This is a genomic window from Arthrobacter sp. FW306-1B-G06A (assembly GCF_058781765.1).
Genome location: NZ_JBYSXB010000015.1, coordinates 80,833 through 98,047 on the forward strand (window position 1 = coordinate 80,833; position 17,215 = coordinate 98,047).

Sequence of the window (17,215 nt, forward strand, 5' to 3'; positions counted from 1 at the left end):
GCGTCATAAGATCGGCGCCGCCGAGAATCCCCGCCTCTCTCAAGGACACAAATATGACCTTTCCCCTTCCTCGACCGGTAGGTAGTGCGCTTACAGGCACCTTCCGGATGGCAGCATTCCGGGAACGCCTGGGCGCCTATATACTGTGTGGCCCGTTCCTGCTTTTTCTCGGCTTGTTCTCGGTGCTTCCGGCTGCAGCCACACTGGTGCTTGCTCTCTTCGAGTGGCACATTGTTGGTGGGAATGCGCGCTTCACCGGCCTTGACGCCTTCTGGCGGATCCTAGGCAGTGAAGAATTACGCCAGGCCCTCATCAACACCTTGCTGTATTCCGTCTTCACCGTGCCCGCCATTACGGCGCTCGGCCTTCTGGTAGCCCTCACTATTCATAGCCTGCGGCGTGGCAAGGCCTTTTGGCAGACGGTGTACTTTCTGCCGTTCGCGAGCACGCTCGCGGCGATGAGTATCGTCTGGAAGTGGATGTTTTATCCCGAGCGGGGTTTGATCGACTCCACTTTGGGCCAGCTATTCGGAACGAATTGGCTCAGTTCAGAGTCTTTGGCCCTTCCGGCGGTTGCTTTAGTGGGCGTATGGCACCAGCTGGGGTACGCCGTCGTGCTGTTCCTGGCGGGGCTGGCAAACGTTCCGGCCGCGCATCTCGAGGCGGCCCAACTCGATGGGGCAAACGCCTGGCATCGATTCTGGCATGTTCAATGGCCCGCCCTCGGACCCACCACCGTGTTTGCCGTCGTCATCAGCACAATCAGCGCCCTTCGGGTCTACGACACGGTGGCACTGATGACGGAGGGCGGGCCCGTTGGCAGCACCACGACCCTCAGCTACGAACTGTACAGACGAGGAGTCTTCTATCAGGACATCAGCGGCGGGTCAGTGATCAGCATTGTGCTGCTGGTCCTGGTTTTGCTGGTCACACTGGTGCAGATGCGCTCCTTCGGTAGACGCCTCAGTGAGGTGGGCGCGCGATGACCGTCAACACAGATTCACGTCCCGCCGCCGACGTTCCGTTGCCGGAGCGGACACCGGACGATACCCACAGCGTCAGAAGGAAGGTCTTGCGGTGGGTCCTCGAGAGCGACGTACCCCGCCACGCGCTGCTGGCTGCGGGCGGAATCCTCATGCTCTTGCCGTTCGTCTGGATGGTGTGCAGTTCTTTAAAGCCGGCCGATGAGATCTACAACACCAACCCCCTGCCGCAGCATCCCACCTTCGATGCATACGTTCGCGTTTTCGAGACGGTGCCAATGGCGTGGTACTTCTTCAACAGTGTGGCCGTTACCGGGCTGATCTTTCTCGGTCAAGTGATCCTCGCCGTGCCCGCCGCATATGCGTTGGCCCGGATGCGGTTTCGCGGTAGCAGGTTGGCGCTAGCGGTGGTTCTGGTGGGAACAATGCTGCCCATGCAGGTCATAGCGGTTCCGTTGTACCTGATATTTGCCAAGGTTGGCCTTCTGAACACCCCCCTGTCACTGGTATCACCATTTCTTGCCAGTGCCTTCGGTGTTTTCCTGCTTCGCCAGTTCTTCTTGGGAATCCCGCAAGGTGTATTGGATGCTGCCCGGCTGGACGGAGCGAGCAATTGGACCACGGTTTGGCGGATTGTCCTTCCAATGGCCCGGCCGGCGCTCGTTGCGTTCGCGGTTTTCAGTGTCGTGTCCCACTGGAACGACTACTTCTGGCCGAGCCTGGTGCTGTCGGGCAACCAAGCGGCAACCGTGCCCTACGGAATTGCCGCATTCGCCAACTCCGAAAGCAATGACTTTGCCGCCCAGATGGCGGCCGCGACACTGGCGGTGCTTCCGCTCGTGGTCGGATTCCTGATCGCCCAACGGCACTTCGTTCGCGGGCTTGTCCTATCTAACGCGCCGGACTAGGCGCACACCATTTCAACCTCAATCTTAAGGAGAGTAATTATGCGACGGAGAATCACAGCAGCCGTAGCGTCCCTTGGTCTTTTGGCCGCGCTAACTGCCTGCGGACCGGCAAAGGCCCAAGAATCTGCAGTCACTGTCTATTACACGCAACCAAGTCTTTTCACCAACCCGTTGAAATCCGCACTCGAGCCGCTCGCGAAACAGCCGCAGGCCACTCAGGTGAACCTCGTGCTCGGGGGCCAGAACTACAACGACGTGCAGCAGCGGCTCCTGCGCGAGGCCGGTACCGGTCAGCTGCCGGATGTGGCTCTGGTCGGGCTGAACAACCTCCGGGGGCTGGTCGATCTAGGCATCGCCCAACCGCTGGATGCCGCCATTGCCGATGGCAGCATGAGCACCCGGGACATCGATCCGAAGTTTCTGGGACTCACTAAATACGATGGAAAGCAATATGGGATCCCCTATGGTGTTGCGACAAGGATCCTGTACGCCAATGCAGACATGTTCACGGCAGCAGGCCTTGATCCTGCCCACCTTCCGACCACCTGGAGTGAGCTGCGGACGGTTGCTTCGAAGCTGACGAACCCGGCCACGGGCAAGTCCGGCATCGCGATGGACTGGACCGTCACCAATAACCTGGACTTCCAGCAGCAACTAACGAGCGCTGGGGGCGCGATGCTCAACTCCAACGAATCCGCAGCGGCCTTCAACAGCCCCCAGGGCGTAAGCGTTCTCGACTACTGGCGCGGCTTGGTCAAGGATGGCATCATGCCCTTGCGTGCACGTACGGCGGACACGAGCCCCAACGTCCAGGCATTCGTCAACGGCGACGCGGCAATGTTGATCCAGTCCAACGGCAACCTCGGCACCATCAACAGCAGCGCGAAATTCCATGTGGTCACCGGCCAGGTACCGATCGAAGACGGTGGGACACGGAGCGCTCCGGCGTCCGGCGCGGCCATCGTGCTGCTGACAAAAGACCCTCAACGACAGGCGGCAGCCCTCAAAGTCATTCAGCAGTTGGTCAGCCAGAAGGCAAGTACCGAATTGACGCTGGCGACCGGCTTTCTGCCCGTCAATTCGACCGCCGTGGATAGTCAGGAGTTGAAGAAGTACCTCAGCGAACAACCCAACCGGCGGACCCCCCAGGATGCTATTCCGAATCTCAGCCAGTGGCAGACCTACCCCGGCGCCCGCGACGTCGAAGTCAATGATGCGATCGAGAAGAACGTCGTCCAGGCGCTCAACGGCAGTAAGACTCCCACGCAAGCTCTCACCGAAGCGGAGAGTGCGACCAACGCGATTCTGAAGAACCATGGCTGAGGGAGTCAAGTGCGTCGATGTGACCAAAACTTTCGGGCAGGATGATCAGGTCCTGCGCGGAGTGAGCGTTACGTGCGGGGCAGGGCAGACCCTGACGCTGGTCGGTCCCAGCGGCTGCGGAAAGACCACACTGCTACGCTGCATCGCCGGGCTGGAAAATCCCAGCGGCGGGGTGATCCGGATCAACGGCCAAGACGTGACACATGCAGCCCCGCAGCGCCGGAACACGGCCATGGTATTCCAGAACTACGCCTTGTACCCGGCAAAGACGGTAGCGGCCAACCTCGAGTTTCCACTCGCAATGGCCAAGGTGCCTCGACGAGAGCGCGCCGAACGGATCACCGAGATCGCTCGATTGCTGCGGTTGACTCCGCATCTGGACAAAAAACCAGCCCAGCTCTCCGGCGGGCAGAGGCAGCGCGTCGGCATCGGCCGGGCCCTGATCCGGCGGCCATCGGTGCTCCTGATGGATGAGCCTCTTTCGAACCTCGATGCCGCGCTGCGCGTTGATATGCGCACCGAATTGCACGAGCTATTTCAACGGCTGGGCGCCACCGTCGTCTACGTCACCCACGACCAGACCGAAGCACTCACTCTCGGCGACCAGGTAGCCGTCCTGAACGAGGGACGGCTGCAGCAACAGGCTACTCCCCACGAGGTTTACAGCCGACCAGCTAACCGGTTCACCGCTTCGTTCCTGGGAGCCATGAATCTTCTCGACGGTACGGTGCAGAACGGATACTTCCGAACGTCCGACGGGACACCGATCCTCGAGCTTCGTTCGTCAGCGGCGGACGCGACCGCATGCATAGGCATCCGACCGGAGGAACTTCGGCTGGAAGACTCAGGCACGGTCTGCCCGCAGCTCACACTCACCGGCCGGGTCAGCCTTCTCGAGATGCTCGGCAGCGAGGAGCTCGCCCACGTCACCCTCACCAACGGGCACAAAATCAAGGCCCGGCTACCGGTTGGAACCGTCAGAGAGGACGCCATTCGCCTCTCGGTCGACATCGAACGTCTGCATCTGTTCGACACCGAAGGAAGACGCATTGAGCTGAACCCCAACCAAGAAGCAATCATGCCGACAGCAGCATGGTCCCTCCTCACGCCCTAGGAAGAAGCACAAATGAAAAAGAACACCATGAAGGAAAAAATACTCCGCGACGAGATGGTCTTCGGATTGGGCCTGGATTCACCTGATCCAATGATGGTCGAATATGCAGCCCTGGCGGGGCTGGACTTCGTGCGGTTCGACTGCGAACAGGGCCCTTACACCCTTGAAAGCATCGAGCACGCCGTCCGTTCGGCCGAAGCAGCCGACATTATTCCCACCGCTCGGCTCTCCGGCATTAAGCCAGAACTCGTCACACAGCTTCTGAACCGCGGCGTCAGCGGACTCACTTTCCCCCACACACAAACAGCAGAAGACGCAGCGGCCGCTGTACGGAACGTGAAATTCGCACCCGAAGGTGACCGTACCTTCACCTCACCGTCCGGACACGGCATGCACGCCCGCTGGGCCCTCGGACTCGACTCACAAGAAGCATTCGAGTTCGCGAATCGTGAAACCCTGGTCGTCTGCCTGATCGAGGATCCGATCGGCCTTTCGAACATCGCCGAGATCGCGGCCGTGCCAGGTGTCGACGTCATCACTTTCGGCCCGAACGACCTTTCAGCGGCCATCGGGCAACCCGGCGACACGACCCACCCCGAGCTCCGCAACGCTCTACGTAAAGGCATCAAGGAAGTCAGGGCCGAGGGAAAGGCCGCCGGTATCTCCTGCGGCTCCCGCAGTGCTGAATGGGCTGCCGACTATGTGGAGGCCGGCGTGCGGGTCCTTCAGTTCCTTCCCGCTCCCCTCATGATTGACGCTGTCGCACGAACCCGGGCGGAGCTCGGGGTCTGATGAAGCAAGATCATTAAAATGGATGGCCACTGCGAATTGTTCTGAAGGCCCGGAACAGTCTCCTGCATCCTTCGATGCATGGTTGCCGGGCTCTCTTGCCGGCTTTGGCTGGCTTGATGTCTCTCAGCCGGGCGAGAGACGTCCACGAGTCCGCAGTTACATCCGAGGTCCCCTGCGAAATCCCCGCACTGGCGGGGATTTCGCAGGTTTCGGGGGCAGAATCTAGCTAATTCACTCAACGAGGCAGGGGCACAACGGTGAAGTCAAAGACTTGGCGTTGGATATCGCTGGCGCCTCGAGGGCTGGTCCGGTCGGACTGTCCCGGGCCCATTCGGTAACGGATGTCACCGTTGACCAGGTATCCGTGATCTTCGAGCACCGCGCGGCAGCCGCACCCAACAAGAATTCCATCGCACACCGCCGGGCTCTAAGCGACGTGCAAACGTGCAGGAGCTCACCTCGACGTGCCCCATTTGTGGACTGCTCGGGGTGAGGCGGAGCATGGGTGTGGGCGGTTATTTGAATACGATTCCAGTGTCAGCAGCGGTCACCTCAGCACGGAGGCTTTCTGCCGCTTGCCAGAGTTCCTCGATATGGCCCGCCGTGCGCCGTGCTCCTGAGTGGCCCAGGAAGAAGAAATGGTTGCCGGGGGTGAAACGGACAAGTTCTGTCGAAAGCTGGCGTGTGCACGCTTGCAGGTGCGCCCAGGCTCCTTCTGGTAGTGATGGCGCGTCTGAAAGCCGCCATGCCAGAGCGTAAGCGGTGATGGCGGGCCACGTGAGGTGATCGGACAGGGCGTGTCGGGCGTCGTGAGCGCCCTCTGGAACGATGGCTGTGCATATCGGGAATTCTGCCCACCGCCCGGATCCCGTCTCCCGGATCGCCGCTTCAACCTTGTGTACACTGGCTTGGCCGTCCCAATGCTGGGCCTCACCTCGTAGAGCGACCGAGTGGCGGCACAAGTAGTGTCGTGTGTATTCGTCCAGCGACATGATCGGCCGGCCCGGTTCCGTTTGAGCCCTGATCTGTTCGTACCAGTCCTGCAGCCGTGTTGGTGGATGCCGCAGGGGCTCCCACAGCCCATCGATGGTCAGCGGTTCCCCTCCCGGAAGGATCGGCATCAGTCCGGGCAGCGCTGCCGTGGCAGCGAGCGAAATGAAGCAGCGCAAGTCGAGATCAACTCTTCGTGCAGTCTGGGCGAACGGTTGGACCACCCGGCCGGCCATGCTCCAGCCGCAGAGAACAACTCCGGCCTGGACTCGATGCTCAGCGACGATCCGCTTGGTAAGCACCACCGCTGTTTCAGCCCATTGGTCGACAGTAAGTTCCGCGTGCGCTGCCGGAAACACCGGGTGGTCCGACGGATACGACAAGGCGAGCACGCTGAATCCCCGTTCCCCCAACCAATGGGCGAGAAAGTCGTCCCCGCGGGCCCCGGGGTGCCCGTAAGCGATCCGGGCCAGATGACCACCACCTGGCAAAAAGAGGACGAGGGGTTTGGCGGGATCGCCAACACGCAAATACGTCAGGACTGGCAACCCCTCCCAACTCTCGAGCGACTCACCCTCCACCCACTGCTGAGCCTTTGAATCCGATGGGCGCATTGACATTGCCGGCGATGTCTTTCTGTCGTATGAAGCAATCGGTTGAGGCAACTGACGGCTCACCAATTGAGCTTGCGAGGGACGTCCAACTGAGTACTTTGGCGCTGTGCATCCGCCGGACGAGCATCAATCCCTCACAGACAGAACCGTAGCCCGTGCGGCCCTGAAGCTTAAGCCGCGGGCAGCCAACTAACCGGCCAGAAACGAGCTACTGGCGCTCTTAGTTGGCAGAAGAAGTCTCCGGGGCTTCCTGGCCGTAGTCTAAAACCATCGGTGGTCCGGCGAGTCGCCGAATAGCGCCTTTTTGGTTTCCCCGAGCTGGCGGATGAGCAGGCCCATATCGGAGCCGATGCCCACCATGGCGAAGCCCTGATCGCGTCTGCGTATGGCATCGGGGGTGCCTGTAGCCATAACTCCTGATGGTATTCCGCGATCCGAGGCCATTGCCTGGATCTCAAGGATCTTCTTGGCCGTGTCACCGCCTTCCCATTCTCCCAAGTAGCCATAGCTTGCGGAGAGGTCCGCCGGGCCGAAGAAAATCGGCCCGATGCCGTCGAGGTCGAGGATTTCGGCTATTTCCTCTACTGCCTCTGCGGTTTCAATCAGCGGAATGATCATGATCTCGCGATTGGCCTCGGCCACATATCGCTCGAGCGTGAGTCCCCAGCCCTGCGCCCGTTCGCCGCCGATGCCCCGATGCCCCTCGGGCGGGTACAGCGCCATTTCCTTTACACTTTCGAGCTCGCGCCGTGATCTGATCCTGGGGAGCAGGATGCCGTCCACACCGAGGTCGAGAACGCGCTTGATTGGCTCCTCGGCGAGGGTGGCGACTCTGACGAGGACGGTAAGATCACTTCCACGGGCAGCGCGCAGGTGCTCCGCGATGTCCGAATAGTCCAGGTGGCCGTGTTCCATGTCGACACAGATCCAGTCAAGCTGCAGTTCAGCAGCGATTTCGGTGATCGCAGGGCAAGCTTGGGTCACCCAGATCCCGAACGCAGTCTGGCCTTGCCGGTACTTCTCGTAGATACGTTTCTTCATGTCGTTCCTTGCCGTCATGGTGCGCCCTGAGCTTCCAGTTCAGATGTGGCTGGAGGCTCAAGCCGCAAGTCTGGGATGCGTTTCTTCCACTGCGCGTCCGAACTGGAAAATGCGTTTGGGAGGCACTTCGGGATGTCCGTTCCAGTTGAGACTAATGTTTGGGATATTCCATCGCAAGTCTCCCAGGGAAATCTATCCAGTAAGTTGCATTGAGTCTGGATTGTTAATCCACGCTTTGCTTCCAGTTCAACTTCGCCGTGTGTGATGGTCCAACCGGCTGCGATGCCGGCCGCGCGTGGCCGTGGGTGGCCTACACTCCGGCGGCCGAAGAAACTGCGGACGACGCCCGCCTGGTGGGCGCGTGGATCGCATCAAAGCCTGACATTCCGCTCCGTGAAAGGAACCGAACCATGACGAAGACATCAGCCCTGCCCGAGGGATCCCTCCGCGAGCAAGGTCCCGTTACCGTCGACCTTGCCCCCCACGCCGCCCCGCTCGCCGAACTAGGCACCATGCTGGATCAGAAATACACACAGGACGAGCTCCGCGACGCCTCGGTGCAAGCAGAAGCACTCGAGACCGTCCTGGACGAGACTGATGGTCTGGACAAACTGCTCGTTCAGGCTCGCGATGCCGTCTATGCCACAGGCGTGGCGGTGCTGCGGTCCGCACCCTGCCAGTCGCCCAGCATGATGGTCGTCCTCAGCAGCATTCTTGGACCAGTAGTCAAGGGGCGCAAGGAGATGGACCTGGTCGACGAACTCAAACCTGCCGTGAACTTCACCGGCGAGACCCCCGTCGGCTACAGCCGTGAATCCCTCGACCTGCACACCGACTTCAGCACCAACAGCCGGCAACCCGACTACCTCGTCCTTGGCTGTGTCTTCAACACCGACCCGGCCGGCGGTGGAGAGAGCACCCTCGCACACGTCGACGACGTGACCGGCTACATCGACGGCAAGGCCGGTCAGGAGACCACCCAGCTCCTTTTCGACGAGGTATACCCGGCGCTGAACCTGCCGCGCGACAGCGGGAAGGTACCCACGGCGACCTCCATCCTCTTCCACCGCCGTGACGGGCGCATCGGAGTACGTTACCGTAGCAAGGCGCTCCGCGACGGCCGCGGAGCATCAACGAAAACAATCGAACCATCGCCGGCCCATGCCGAGGCCCTCGGTGTTTTCGAGGAAGCCATTCACAGCACCGCGGTCCAGGTTGCCTTGCGCCTCGAAACCGGGGACATCCTCCTCAACGACAACAGCCTGGTCCTCCACGGTAGAACCGCGATCGGCCCTAATGCGACGCGCCACATGCGCCGGCTCTACGCCGGCAACCTCACAACCCTCGCCCCGACACCTGTTGCAAGCGCATCCTGGTGACCTTGCTCGCCCAGAGACCGTGTAGGGACGCGGGGGCCCAACCTTGACTGGGCAAAAGGAAGTCGGTCCCGACGCGGTTATCTTAAGTCGAGACCGACTTCCTGAAGTAATGGTGTGATTTCGAGGACTCGGAGAATGCCAAAGGTCAAGGCTGGACAGCAGGACCCATCTCCGGACATCCACCCTTAAGCCAGAGCCACCGCCGGGAATCCGCTCTTGCCGTCAACGCCGGAGGGCGCGTCAAGCGCAACCTGGAGAGGATGCTCCGAAATTGTCTCGAATCCCAGCCGAGAGGCTGCAGGAAGTCCAAAGCAGCGCATTACGGGCTCCAAGGGAGCACAAACCGGTCTCCGGTCCCCCGGGTCGACTCAGACTCCAGTGACTTCCATAATGGCTCTGCTCCCGCACAGTCCGGCTCGGTCGGTGTCACATCAGCGAGTGCTCTCGGGTCTCACGAATATCGACGTGGTTCTCCCAAGAGTGTTTTCGGCTGTCACCTACAAGCGCTATCGGAGGTCACGGACGACCTCGGGGGCGTTGTTGCCAACTACACCGCTGTCTCCAAGGTTAACGCCGGCCCAAACTCCTTCCCTATAGGGTATACCCCGTCCAGGAGCTCGCAGCCCGGCGCAGGTTTGAGGAAGTCGGATACGTCCTGTCATCGGAGGCGTCTGGCGCCACAGATCTCCCGGCAGCTAGCCTCTGGCATCCGGCGAGACGCCCGCCGCGGCTGACTGCCCGCCAGGATGCTACTACTCTTCCGGCCCAGGAGAGGAAAGAAGGGTACTCGTGCAAAGGCCGCAGTTGGCAAAGGTCTGCAGCAGCACATGGTGATTGCGCCGATGCCCAACAACAGCTCGCAGAAGATGAGCTGCCCGCCGTGGCCTCCGAAGGGATGTGGAGCCCTGACAGCACCTCGAACAGCACCAGGGTGCGCGCTGCCGTGTGCTGGTCGGCGTAGGAGCTCCATGTGACAAATCGATCCGGGACGGTCCAGGCATTGACCTCGTGACCGGCGCGAAGCTTCAAGATGGCGGCGTCGGGCACACGGCCCGTGACGACGACGTGGCCCATGCCCTCATCGACCGGTGCGGGCGGCCGAGGCCATCGCGGAGGTCGGCGACGTCGATGCCCGAGTAGGCGAGCCGGATTTACTGCCGCTCCTCACCGGGCAGGCGTCCATGATTCGCAGTGGGTGCTGCCGTTGTTGTGGGGCGGGCGGCTGCTCGTCGCGGATGCCCGGCTCCTGCCTATCTGATGTTATTGGTTTCTCCTAGGCGAGGTTCGCGACGCCCGGGTAGAGCGGGTGCGCGGCGGCGAGTGCCTCCACGCGGTGACGCAGGCCGGAGAGGTCCGCGTCGGCGTCGGCGATCAGTGCTTCGGCGATGATGTCCGCAACTTCACGGAACGCCGCTTCACCGAAACCGCGGGTTGCCAGGGCCGGGGTGCCGATCCGCAGGCCGGAGGTCACCATCGGCGGGCGCGGGTCGAACGGGACGGCGTTGCGGTTGACGGTGATGTCGATCGCGGCGAGGCGGTCCTCGGCCTGCTGGCCGTCGAGTTCGCAGTTGCGCAGGTCCACGAGCACCAGGTGCACGTCGGTGCCGCCGGAAATCACGTTGATCCCCTTGGCGGTGACGTCGGGCTGGACGAGGCGCTCGGCCAGGATCCGGGCACCGGCCAGCACGCGTTCCTGGCGTTCCTTGAACTCTTCCGAGCCGGCGATCTTGAAGGCCACGGCCTTGCCGGCGATCACGTGCTCCAACGGGCCGCCCTGCTGGCCCGGGAAGACCGCGGAGTTGATCTTCTTGGCGATGTCGGCGTCGTTGCTCAGGATGATGCCGCCGCGCGGACCGGCGAGGGTCTTGTGCGTCGTGGACGTCGTGACGTGCGCGTGCGGGACTGGGGACGGGTGCAGGCCGGCGGCCACGAGGCCGGCGAAGTGCGCCATGTCCACCATGAGGTAGGCGCCCACGAGGTCGGCGATGCGGCGGAACTCGGCGAAGTCCAGCTGGCGGGCATAGGCGGACCAGCCGGCCACGATCAGCGCCGGCTTGTGCTCGAGTGCCAGGCGCTCGACCTCGGCCATGTCGATCCGGTGGTCCTCTTCGCGGACCTGGTACGGGATCACGTTGTACAGGCGGCCCGAGAAGTTGATCCGCATGCCATGGGTCAGGTGCCCGCCGTGGGCCAGGTTCAGGCCCATGATGGTGTCGCCGGGCTTGATGAGGGCGTGCATCACCGAGGCGTTGGCCTGGGCACCGGAGTGCGGCTGCACGTTCGCGTACTCTGCGCCGAAGAGGGCCTTCACGCGGTCGATCGCGAGCTGCTCGATGACGTCCACGTGCTCGCAGCCGCCGTAGTAGCGCTTGCCCGGGTAGCCTTCGGCATACTTGTTGGTCAGGACCGAGCCCTGGGCCTGCATCACGGCCACGGCGGTGTGGTTCTCGGACGCGATCATTTCCAGGCCCGAACGCTGACGGTTCAGCTCATCGTCGATCTTCGCCGCGATCTCCGGATCCAGCTCGGACAACACGGTGTCCAGGGACGGCGAAACTACCTGCTCGAACACAGCGGTTCCATTCGCGGCGCTCACAGCTCGCCACCGTTCTTGGAAGCGTATTCCTCCGCGGAAAGCAGCGGGCCATGTTCGATCACGGCGACCTTGAAGAGCCAGCCCGCACCGTACGGATCGATGTTGATCAAGGCAGGATCATCGACGACGGCGGAGTTCACTTCCGTGACCTCGCCCGTCACCGGGGAGTACAGGTCCGAGACGGACTTGGTGGACTCAACCTCGCCGCAGGTCTCCCCCGCAGTCACAGCGGAACCGACCTCCGGCAGATCAACATACACGATGTCGCCAAGGGCATCCGCAGCAACCGCGGAAATCCCAATCCCGGCAGGCCCTGCCCCATCCGAGGCAACCCACTCGTGTTCAGCCGAATACTTCAACTCGACAGCTACTTTGCTCATCTTTTTGTCCTTTACGTTGTGAAAATCTGTGGTGATCGGCGGCGCGGCGCCGGGCTATCTGGCGCGCTTGTAGAAAGGCAGTGCAACGACTTCAAAGGTTTCCAGTTTCCCGCGCAGGTCGACGTCGACAATTGCGCCTGGTTTGGCGTGCTCGACGTCCACATACGCCATAGCGATCGGGTAACCGAGCGTAGGGCTTGGCTGGCCCGAGGTGACTTCGCCGATCAGCGTCCCGTTCTTGAGCACCGAATAGTGGGCGCGGGCGGCACGGCGGCCCAGTCCTTTGAGTCCCACGAGTCTTTGGCCGATGGTCGTTCCAACGCCCGCGGCCTTGATCGCCGTCAGCGCGTCCTTGCCTACAAAGTCGCTTTCCTTGGCGAGAGAGACAACGGGACCCAGGCCGGCGGCGTAGGCGTTCCCGTAGCGGGAGAGTTCGTTGCCGTAGAGCGGCATGCCCGCCTCCAGGCGGAGGGAATCCCGGGACGCGAGGCCGGCGGGGATGAGGCCGTGGCCTTCGCCGGATTCCAGGAGTGCGTCCCAGAGTCCTGCCGCGTCTTCATTGGGAACGTAGATCTCGAAGCCGTCTTCACCGGTGTACCCGGTGCGGGCCAAGAGGAGCTCCTGGCCGTTGATCTCGACCTCAACGGCCGCGTAGTACTTCAGCCCGGTGACGAGGGAGTGCTGTTCGGCCGGGACTAAGCGGAGGAGGATTTCTTCCGCTTTGGGGCCCTGGAGGGCGATCAGGGATGTGATGGCGGATGCGTCCTGCACCGTGACGTTGAAGTTGGCGGCCCGCTGGGCGAGTTCCTGGACGACGGTGTTGGCGTTGCCGGCGTTGGGCACAACGAGGTACGTGTCTTCGGCTCGGCGGTAGGAGATGAGGTCGTCGATGATTCCGCCGTCGGGGTTGCAGATCAGCGAGTACTTGGCCTTGCCTACCGCGATCGCCGACAGCTTCCCGACCAGTGCGTAGTCCAGGAAAGCCGCGGCTTCCGGACCGGTGACCCAGACTTCGCCCATGTGGGAAAGGTCGAACAAGCCGGCGGCGTTACGTACTGCGTGGTGTTCGGCGAGTTCCGAGTCGTATTTCAGGGGCATCTGCCAGCCACCGAAGTCCGTGAAGGACGCCCCGGCGATTTTGTGCTGCTCGTAAAGAGCTGTGTAGTTCTCAGTCATTGCGTCAGTCCTTAGATTTCGAACGTTTCGGTGGTTTCCTCGAACTCTTCGAGGGGAGGGCAGGAGCAGACCAGGTTGCGGTCGCCTGCGGCGCCGTCGATGCGGCCTACGGGCGGGAAGTACTTGTCCTGCTTGAGGTGGTGGACCGGGAAGACGGCCTGCTCGCGGGAGTATTCACGGTTCCAGTCCGAGGAGACGACGGCGGCCGCGGTGTGCGGTGCGTGGCGCAGCGGGCTGTTCTCCACCGTGAAGTCGCCGTCCGCGACCTGGTCGATTTCCTTGCGGATGGTGATCATGGCTTCGATGAAGCGGTCGATCTCCCCAAGGTCCTCGGACTCCGTGGGCTCCACCATCAGTGTGCCCGCTACCGGGAACGCCAGGGTGGGTGCGTGGAAGCCGTAGTCGATGAGGCGCTTGGCAACATCCTCGGCGGTGACGCCGGTCTTGGCCGTCAGTTCGCGCAGGTCAAGGATGCACTCGTGGGCCACGAGTCCGCCTTCCCCGGTGTAGAGGACCGGGAAGTACTCGTTCAGGCGCGAAGCGATGTAGTTCGCAGCGAGCAGCGCGGACTTCGTGGCCTCGGTGAGGCCTTCGCCGCCCATGAGCTTCACGTAGGCCCAGGAAATCGGCAACACACCCGCGGAGCCGTAACGCGAAGCGGAAATCGCCACGCCATGACCGTCTTCGTGCGCTGCCTTGTTGGCATCGCCCGGCATGAAGGGTGCCAGGTGTGCTTTGGCCGCGACCGGGCCCACGCCCGGTCCGCCGCCGCCGTGCGGGATGCAGAAGGTCTTGTGCAGGTTCAGGTGGGAGACATCGCCCCCGAACTTGCCCGGCTGGGCCAGGCCCACGAGCGCGTTGAGGTTGGCGCCGTCAACGTACACCTGGCCGCCGGCTGCGTGCACCGAGTCGCAGATCTCGCGCACGTCGGCGTCGTACACGCCGTGCGTGGACGGGTAGGTGATCATGATGGCCGAAAGGACATCCTTGTTGGCGTCGATCTTGGCCTGCAGGTCCGCGTGGTCGATCGTGCCGTCGGCCGCGGTGGCCACCACGACCACTTTCATGCCGGCCAGCACCGCCGAGGCGGCGTTGGTGCCGTGGGCGGAAGCCGGGATGAGGCAGACGTTGCGCTGGAGGTCCCCGCGGGAGTGGTGGTAACCGCGGATGGCCAGCAGGCCCGCGAGCTCGCCCTGGGAACCGGCGTTGGGCTGGATGGAGACCTGGTCGTACCCGGTGATCTCCGTCAGGTCAGCTTCCAGATCTTCGATCAGTTCGCGCCAGCCCTCGGTCTGGGAATCCGGGGCGAAGGGGTGGATCGAGGCGAATTCCGGCCAGGAGATGGCTTCCATCTCGGCGGTGGCGTTCAGCTTCATGGTGCACGAACCCAGCGGGATCATGGTGCGGTCCAGCGCCAGGTCGCGGTCCGAAAGCTTGCGGATGTAGCGCAGCAGCTGGGTCTCGGAACGGTGGGTGTTGAACACCGGGTGCTGCAGGTAGTCCGAAGAACGCTCGACGGCGGCGTCCAGCGCGAACCCCTCACCGGACTCAAGTGGCTCAGCATCAAACACCGCGACGACACCAAAAGCGTCAAGGACGCCGCCGACGATTTCTTTTGTTGTGGTCTCGTCAACGGAGACGCCAACAGTGTCGGCGTCGATGCCGCGCAGGTTGATGCCCTTGGCCTCGGCGGCTGCAACGATCTCGGCAGCCTTGCCCGTGACGCGGACGGTGACGGTGTCGAAGAAGCTGCCGTGCAGGACCTCAAGGCCCGCGGCCTTGAGGGACGCTGCCAGGGTGCGGGCGTGGTTGTGGGCGGTCTCGGCAATCGCCTTCAGGCCGTCGGGGCCGTGGTAGACGGCGTACATCGAGGAAACGATGGCCAGCAGGGCCTGCGCGGTGCAGATGTTGGACGTCGCCTTCTCGCGGCGGATGTGCTGCTCACGGGTCTGCAGCGCCAGGCGGTAGGCGGGAGTGCCGGCGTCGTCCTTGGAAACGCCCACCAGACGGCCAGGCATGGAACGCTCAAGGCCCTTCTGGACGGCCATGTACGCGGCGTGCGGGCCGCCGAAGAACAACGGAACGCCGAAGCGCTGGGTGGAGCCGACCGCGATGTCGGCACCCTGCTCCCCCGGAGGCGTGATCAGCGTCAGGGCCAGGAGGTCCGCGGCGACGGTAACGAGGGCGCCGCGTTCCTTGGCGGCGGCGATCACGGCGGAGTGGTCGAACACCCGGCCGGAAACGCCCGGCTGCTGCAGCACGATGCCGTTGATCTCGCCCTCGGGCAGGCCGGCGGACAGGTCCGCTATCTCCACCTCGAAGCCCAGCGCCTCGGCGCGGCCCTTCACGATCGCGATGGTCTGCGGCAGGCAATCGGCGTCGAGGACGGTCTTGCCGTCATGGGCCGTCTTGTTCTTGTTCGCCCGGCGCATCATCAGGACCGCTTCGGCGACGGCGGTCGCTTCGTCCAGCAGGGACGCGTTGGCGATCGGCAGGCCCACGAGGTCCTGGACCATGGTCTGGAAGTTCAGCAGCGCCTCGAGGCGGCCCTGGGAAATTTCCGGCTGGTACGGCGTGTACGCCGTGTACCAGGCCGGGGATTCGAGGATGTTGCGGCGGATCACCGGCGGAGTGACGGTGTCGTAGTAGCCCTGCCCGATCATCTGCACGGCCGTCTTGTTCTTGGCCGCCAGCTTGCGCAGCTCGGCCAGGACCTCCACCTCGCTGAGGGCGCTGTCCAGGCTGAGCGACTTTTCCTGGCGGATGGAATCGGGGACGGCGACATCCACCAGGCCGTCAACGGAGTCGTAGCCGACTGCCTTGAGCATGATGTCAATGTCGGCCTGGCGGCGGGCGCCGATATGCCGGTCAACGAAGACGGATGTGTGGGATTGAATGGTCACAGAGAACTCCAAGGTAGCGGCCTATCCCTGAGCAGGGCGGCCTGGATTTGGGGTCCTCCCCGCTCTGTATTGGACCTGAGAGTTTCCGGGACGTCCGTGTTAGAAGTCCCTTGCACCGTCGGTGAGCACCATTCATCTCAGGCGAGAGGGCGGGTGCTGCTTTCCAGAGTTGCCGTGCTGCAGCGGTACATGGGCCTGAGAGATTCCTGGGGAGGATTTGCTCCTACGGCGTCAGCCTGGGTGTGCTGAACTCTCCCGCTGCGGCTTAATGGCAGTATTCATGTTACATATTTACGAATCAGCAAGGGCGGCCTACCGGCTACGTGCCGACGCGCCGCTTGTTAGCTGCACATGAGGATTCCTTTCGCTCAAGCTAGATGGGGTTTGACCTTCGTAGATTGAGCTCGTTTGATTCGGAAGCTCCATACCGATCCGCTGTATGATGCCGGGATCCGAGAGGGTGGTGGAGTCCCCGGTGTCGCGGCCTTCCACCAAGTCCTGCAGGAGGCGGCGCATGATCTTGCCCGATCGGGTTTTGGGCAGTTCGGGGACCACGAGGATGTGCCTGGGTTTGGCGATGGGGCCGATTTCCTTGCCCACGTGGTTGCGCAGCTCGGCGACGGTGGCGTCGCCGCTGTCCTGTCCCGACGGGGCGGATTCACGCAGGATGACGAACGCGACCACGGACTGGCCGGTGGTTTCGTCGGCGGCCCCGACGACGGCGGCTTCCGCCACCCAGGGGTGGGACACGAGCGCGGATTCGATTTCGGTGGTGGAGAGCCGGTGCCCGGAGACGTTCATGACGTCATCCACCCGGCCCAGGAGCCACACGTCGCCGTCTTCGTCCTTCTTGGCCCCGTCCCCGGCGAAGTACATGCCCTCGAAGCGGGACCAGTAGGTGTCCTTGAACCGTTCCGGGTCCCCCCAGATGCCGCGCAACATCGCGGGCCAGGGTTCGCGGACCACGAGGTAGCCGCCGTGCCCGTCCGGGACGGACTCGCCGGCCTCGTCCACGA

13 protein-coding genes and 2 riboswitches are annotated in these 17,215 nt (G+C 62.9%); of the genes, 6 read left to right on the forward strand and 7 right to left on the reverse strand.

Going from position 1 to position 17,215, the window contains the following annotated elements:
* Positions 1-53: 53 nt before the first annotated feature.
* The 5 genes from AC3WJM_RS10020 to AC3WJM_RS10040 all read left to right on the forward strand — a co-directional run bounded on the left by AC3WJM_RS10020 (position 54) and on the right by AC3WJM_RS10040 (position 5,120).
* Positions 54-986, forward strand: a complete 933-nt coding sequence (locus AC3WJM_RS10020) for a carbohydrate ABC transporter permease (protein ID WP_492271812.1) — start codon at positions 54-56, stop codon at positions 984-986.
* A gap of 149 nt (positions 987-1,135) precedes the next feature.
* On the forward strand, positions 1,136-1,891 hold the full coding sequence (locus AC3WJM_RS10025) for a carbohydrate ABC transporter permease (protein ID WP_492271813.1): 756 nt from the start codon (positions 1,136-1,138) through the stop codon (positions 1,889-1,891).
* 39 nt (positions 1,892-1,930) lie between these two features.
* Complete coding sequence (locus AC3WJM_RS10030; RefSeq protein ID WP_492271814.1) at positions 1,931-3,214, forward strand: ABC transporter substrate-binding protein; 1,284 nt, start codon at positions 1,931-1,933, stop codon at positions 3,212-3,214.
* Between the two features lie 19 nt (positions 3,215-3,233).
* Complete coding sequence (locus AC3WJM_RS10035) at positions 3,234-4,328, forward strand: ABC transporter ATP-binding protein (RefSeq protein ID WP_492271815.1); 1,095 nt, start codon at positions 3,234-3,236, stop codon at positions 4,326-4,328.
* 12 nt (positions 4,329-4,340) lie between these two features.
* Complete coding sequence (locus AC3WJM_RS10040) at positions 4,341-5,120, forward strand: HpcH/HpaI aldolase family protein (RefSeq protein ID WP_492271816.1); 780 nt, start codon at positions 4,341-4,343, stop codon at positions 5,118-5,120.
* Positions 5,121-5,635: 515 nt separating this feature from the next.
* Here the strand turns inward: AC3WJM_RS10040 and AC3WJM_RS10045 are convergent.
* Both AC3WJM_RS10045 and AC3WJM_RS10050 read right to left on the reverse strand, forming a co-directional pair.
* Entirely contained in the window at positions 5,636-6,730 is a 1,095-nt protein-coding gene (locus AC3WJM_RS10045; protein ID WP_492271817.1) for an alpha/beta fold hydrolase, read from the reverse strand.
* A gap of 255 nt (positions 6,731-6,985) precedes the next feature.
* Positions 6,986-7,765 carry an HpcH/HpaI aldolase family protein gene (locus tag AC3WJM_RS10050; protein WP_492271818.1) on the reverse strand — a complete coding sequence of 260 codons (780 nt, stop codon included), beginning with the start codon at positions 7,763-7,765 and terminating at the stop codon, positions 6,986-6,988.
* A 410-nt stretch (positions 7,766-8,175) separates the two neighbouring features.
* Here AC3WJM_RS10050 and AC3WJM_RS10055 point away from each other — a divergent pair, with 410 nt between their 5' ends.
* Positions 8,176-9,144 carry a TauD/TfdA family dioxygenase gene (locus AC3WJM_RS10055; protein WP_492271819.1) on the forward strand — a complete coding sequence of 323 codons (969 nt, stop codon included), beginning with the start codon at positions 8,176-8,178 and terminating at the stop codon, positions 9,142-9,144.
* A 1,273-nt stretch (positions 9,145-10,417) separates the two neighbouring features.
* Here the strand turns inward: AC3WJM_RS10055 and glyA are convergent.
* The 5 genes from glyA to AC3WJM_RS10080 form a co-directional block, all read right to left on the reverse strand.
* A complete protein-coding gene (gene glyA / locus AC3WJM_RS10060) occupies positions 10,418-11,716 on the reverse strand; it encodes a serine hydroxymethyltransferase (protein ID WP_492271820.1) in 1,299 nt (432 codons plus the stop codon).
* A 20-nt stretch (positions 11,717-11,736) separates the two neighbouring features.
* Positions 11,737-12,120: a glycine cleavage system protein GcvH gene (gene gcvH, locus AC3WJM_RS10065; RefSeq protein ID WP_492271821.1), complete on the reverse strand. Its 384-nt coding sequence runs from the start codon at positions 12,118-12,120 to the stop codon at positions 11,737-11,739.
* Between the two features lie 54 nt (positions 12,121-12,174).
* Entirely contained in the window at positions 12,175-13,296 is a 1,122-nt protein-coding gene (gene gcvT / locus AC3WJM_RS10070) for a glycine cleavage system aminomethyltransferase GcvT (RefSeq protein WP_492271822.1), read from the reverse strand.
* 11 nt (positions 13,297-13,307) lie between these two features.
* Entirely contained in the window at positions 13,308-16,211 is a 2,904-nt protein-coding gene (gcvP, locus tag AC3WJM_RS10075; RefSeq protein WP_492271823.1) for an aminomethyl-transferring glycine dehydrogenase, read from the reverse strand.
* A gap of 42 nt (positions 16,212-16,253) precedes the next feature.
* Positions 16,254-16,371: riboswitch (glycine riboswitch) on the reverse strand.
* A 1-nt stretch (position 16,372) separates the two neighbouring features.
* Positions 16,373-16,467, reverse strand: a riboswitch (glycine riboswitch).
* A gap of 44 nt (positions 16,468-16,511) precedes the next feature.
* A partial coding sequence (locus tag AC3WJM_RS10080) for an AMP-binding enzyme (protein WP_492271824.1) occupies positions 16,512-17,215 on the reverse strand: 704 nt, incomplete at its 5' end.